This is a genomic window from Streptomyces sp. NPDC001027 (genome assembly GCF_040299045.1).
Lineage (GTDB): Bacteria > Actinomycetota > Actinomycetes > Streptomycetales > Streptomycetaceae > Streptomyces.
This window is the reverse complement of the sequence record NZ_JBEPBI010000440.1, coordinates 1-3,554: the sequence shown is the minus strand read 5'-3', so window position 1 is coordinate 3,554 and position 3,554 is coordinate 1. Positions and strand designations below refer to the sequence as shown.

Below are 3,554 nucleotides of genomic sequence, written 5' to 3'. Positions count from 1 at the left end.
TCGTCGGGGCCCCTCCGTCGTGCTGCGAACTGCTCAGACGCTCGTCGCGCCGACCTCCACACCGTGGTCGGCGGCCAGGCGGCGCAGGTCGTCGAGCTCGCCCTGCTCCACCTCGGCGAGGAACTCGTCGCCCTCGTCTCGAGCCCGCGTCAGGTCGGACTCGGTCGCCCTTATGCGCTGCAGAAGTCCTGCGGTGAATGCGTCCATGCTGCGCCCCCTCGTCCTGGGTCGTGGGTCGTTGGCACGGGGGTGTGCCGGGTTGGGAAGGGGTGCGATCACGTCTCACAGGCGCCCAGCGCAGTCCCGCCGGGCGGCGACGGTGCCGGACACCCACGCCCGCTCTGCGGAAGCGGAGCGCGGAGTGCCGCATGGTGCTACGGCACATGCAGAGCGTGATCGCGGGGTGTAAAGCCGTCCTCCCCCCACGCCCTTCCACGGAAACCTCAACCCGACGAGAAAATCTCGCATTCCCGGGCCTCACACCCGCTCTTCATCTGGCGCTCACCGCCTTACCGCCGACTTATGGCCGAAAAGGGCAGGATGGAAGCCACACTCACCGGAAACCCCCGCCCGCGTGCGCCCGAGTGGCGCTACGCGGGTGGACACAGGAAGGACAAGCGACGTGCGCGTACTCGTCGTCGAGGACGAGCAGCTGCTCGCCGATGCGGTGGCCACCGGACTGCGCCGGGAGGCCATGGCCGTCGACGTCGTGTACGACGGTGCGGCCGCCCTGGAGCGTATCGGCGTCAACGACTACGACGTGGTCGTCCTGGACCGGGACCTGCCCCTCGTGCACGGCGACGACGTCTGCCGCAGGATCGTCGAGCTCGGCATGCCCACGCGCGTGCTCATGCTCACGGCCTCCGGCGACGTCAGCGACCGCGTCGAAGGACTGGAGATCGGCGCCGACGACTACCTTCCCAAGCCCTTCGCCTTCAGCGAGCTGATCGCGCGCGTGCGCGCCCTCGGGCGGCGCACCAGCGTGCCGCTGCCGCCCGTCCTGGAGCGGGCCGGCATCAAGCTCGACCCCAACCGGCGCGAGGTCTTCCGCGACGGCAAGGAGGTCCAGCTCGCGCCCAAGGAGTTCGCCGTGCTCGAGGTGCTGATGCGCAGCGAGGGAGCGGTGGTGTCCGCGGAGCAGCTGCTCGAGAAGGCGTGGGACGAGAACACCGACCCGTTCACCAACGTCGTGCGCGTGACCGTCATGACGCTGCGCCGCAAGCTGGGCGAACCTCCGGTGATCGTCACCGTCCCCGGTTCCGGCTACCGGATCTGACCCGCCATGGCCACGACCCCCACGCCCGTGCAGGCGCCGCCCAAGCCGACCTGGGACCCGAGGAGCCCGCAGACCCCCTTCCCGTGGTTGCGGCCGACCATCCGCATACGCCTCACCCTGCTGTACGGCGGCATGTTCCTGATCGCCGGCATCGTGCTGCTGTCGATCATCTACCTGCTCGCCGCGCAGGCCCTCCACGAAGGCAGCGGCCAGGCCTTCAACGTGACCGGGAGCGATCTCCGCATCTCCAGTTCCACCTGCCCCCAGTTGGGCGCGGCGACCACCCAGAGCCAGTTCAGCGCCTTCCTCAAGCAGTGCGACGACATCCAGCGCCAGCATGCTCTCGACGACCTGCTGAGCCGCTCCCTGCTCGCCCTCCTGGGACTGGCGATCATCGCCTTCGCCTTCGGCTACGCCATGGCCGGACGCGTCCTGTCGCCGCTGGGCCGCATCACGCGCACCGCGCGCGCGGTGGCGGGCTCCGACCTGTCCCGACGGATCGAGCTGGACGGACCGGACGACGAGCTGAAGGAGCTGGCCGACACCTTCGACGACATGCTGGAGCGGCTGCAGCGCGCGTTCACCGCCCAGCAGCGCTTCGTGGGCAACGCCTCGCACGAGCTGCGCACGCCGCTCGCGATCAACCGCACCCTGCTGGAGGTGCACCTCTCCGACCCCGGGGCGCCGCCGGAGCTGCAGCAGCTGGGCAAGACGCTGCTGGCGACCAACGAGCGCAGCGAACAACTGGTCGAGGGGCTGCTGCTGCTCGCCCGCAGCGACAACCAGATCATCGAGCGCAAGCCGGTCGACCTGGCCGAGGTGGCCGAGCAGGCCGTCGACCAGGTGCACGGGGAGGCGGCGGCCAAGGGCGTGCTGATCCGCGGGGAGCAGAAGCCCGCGGTCGTCCAGGGCAACGGCGTCCTGCTGGAGCGGATCGCTCTGAACCTGGTCCAGAACGCGGTGCGGTACAACGTTCCCGAGGGCGGCTGGGTCGAGGTCACCACCGAGATCCAGCACGGCCAGGCGGTGCTCGTCGTGTCGAACACCGGGCCGGTCGTGCCGGCGTACGAGATCGACAATCTGTTCGAGCCCTTCCGTCGGTTGCGCACCGAACGGACGGGTAGCGACAAGGGGGTCGGCCTCGGTCTGTCCATCGTGCGGTCCGTCGCCCGGGCGCACGGCGGTCACATCGCGGCAGAGCCTCGCGAGGGGGGAGGGCTTGTGATGCGGGTCACCTTGCCCGTCTGAGATCATGTCGCGACACACGCGGGCTTGTTCGCTTTGCGCGGAATTTCCCGGGGCTCGGTCGGGCTTACCCGTGTGTGATCGATCACAAGGGCGAATTTCCGGCCATCTACTCTCCGTGATCATGAATGCCGTCATAACGCCCGGAAAATCCGGGTTTTCGGGGGTCCTGATCACGGGAAGTACACGGTGAGACGCCTTTGAAGTGCGGCATTCGGACCGTGTACGGTCCCGATCGCCATCCCAGCCGATCACTCGTGAGGAGTTCGGTTGGGTGTCGATTGAGTAACAGACCTTGATGTGAGGCAAAATCTCCGCCTCGAGGCGGGCACAAGTCCGGCCTCTCACGCGTTACGTGCGCTGGAGACACCGCAGACACCCAGAGGGGGAGAGGCGACATGGCCACCGATTACGACACCCCACGCAAGACCGATGACGACGTCGATTCAGACAGCCTTGAAGAGCTGAAGGCACGGCGGAACGACAAGTCCGCCTCGGCGGTCGACGTCGACGAGTTCGAGGCGGCGGAGGGCCTTGAGCTGCCCGGCGCGGACCTCTCGAACGAGGAGCTGGCCGTCCGGGTGCTGCCGAAGCAGCAGGACGAGTTCACCTGCATGAGCTGCTTCCTGGTGCACCATCGCAGCCAGCTGGCCCGCGAGAAGAACGGCCAGCCGATCTGCCGCGACTGCGACTGAGGGCGGGTCGGCCGTGACTGGCTCGACCCCTCCCCGGAAGCGCCGCTTCCCCTTGCGGGGATCGGACAAGGGGCCCGCGGAGGGCCCCCACGGCGTGCGTGACGACGAGCGAGGCTCATCCGGTACGGGAGCGATCCCTGCAGGATCGGCCTCGCTCGAACGTGCGAGTGAACGGGCTGACCTCCCGGCGCCGACGCGGAACACCGCCCCCGTCGCCACGCGACGGGCGGCGGTCATCCGGGAGAAGGCCGCCGTCTGGTCGTAGATGTACACGAAGACGAGCAGTCGTCTGATCTCGTCGCGGTGGTCGAGGTTGACGTACATCGTCTCGCCGGACG

4 protein-coding genes and 1 pseudogene are annotated in these 3,554 nt (G+C 68.6%); 3 read left to right on the top strand and 2 right to left on the bottom strand.

Features of this window, described 5'->3' with window-relative positions; all coding sequences use genetic code 11:
• Positions 1-33: 33 nt before the first annotated feature.
• Entirely contained in the window at positions 34-207 is a 174-nt protein-coding gene (locus tag ABT300_RS42385) for a hypothetical protein (protein WP_173985551.1), read from the bottom strand.
• A 415-nt stretch (positions 208-622) separates the two neighbouring features.
• On the opposite strand from ABT300_RS42385, the gene ABT300_RS42380 reads away from it, so the two are divergent.
• From ABT300_RS42380 to ABT300_RS42370, 3 genes are all read left to right on the top strand, one after another.
• Complete coding sequence (locus ABT300_RS42380; protein ID WP_007387794.1) at positions 623-1,276, top strand: response regulator transcription factor; 654 nt, start codon at positions 623-625, stop codon at positions 1,274-1,276.
• A 6-nt stretch (positions 1,277-1,282) separates the two neighbouring features.
• Complete coding sequence (locus tag ABT300_RS42375) at positions 1,283-2,524, top strand: sensor histidine kinase (protein ID WP_351688034.1); 1,242 nt, start codon at positions 1,283-1,285, stop codon at positions 2,522-2,524.
• A 395-nt stretch (positions 2,525-2,919) separates the two neighbouring features.
• Positions 2,920-3,216, top strand: coding sequence for a DUF4193 domain-containing protein (locus ABT300_RS42370; protein WP_003993510.1), 297 nt, complete (start codon positions 2,920-2,922; stop codon positions 3,214-3,216).
• Between the two features lie 228 nt (positions 3,217-3,444).
• Here the strand turns inward: ABT300_RS42370 and ABT300_RS42360 are convergent.
• Positions 3,445-3,554: pseudogene (locus ABT300_RS42360) on the bottom strand (Tellurium resistance); the annotation flags it as partial.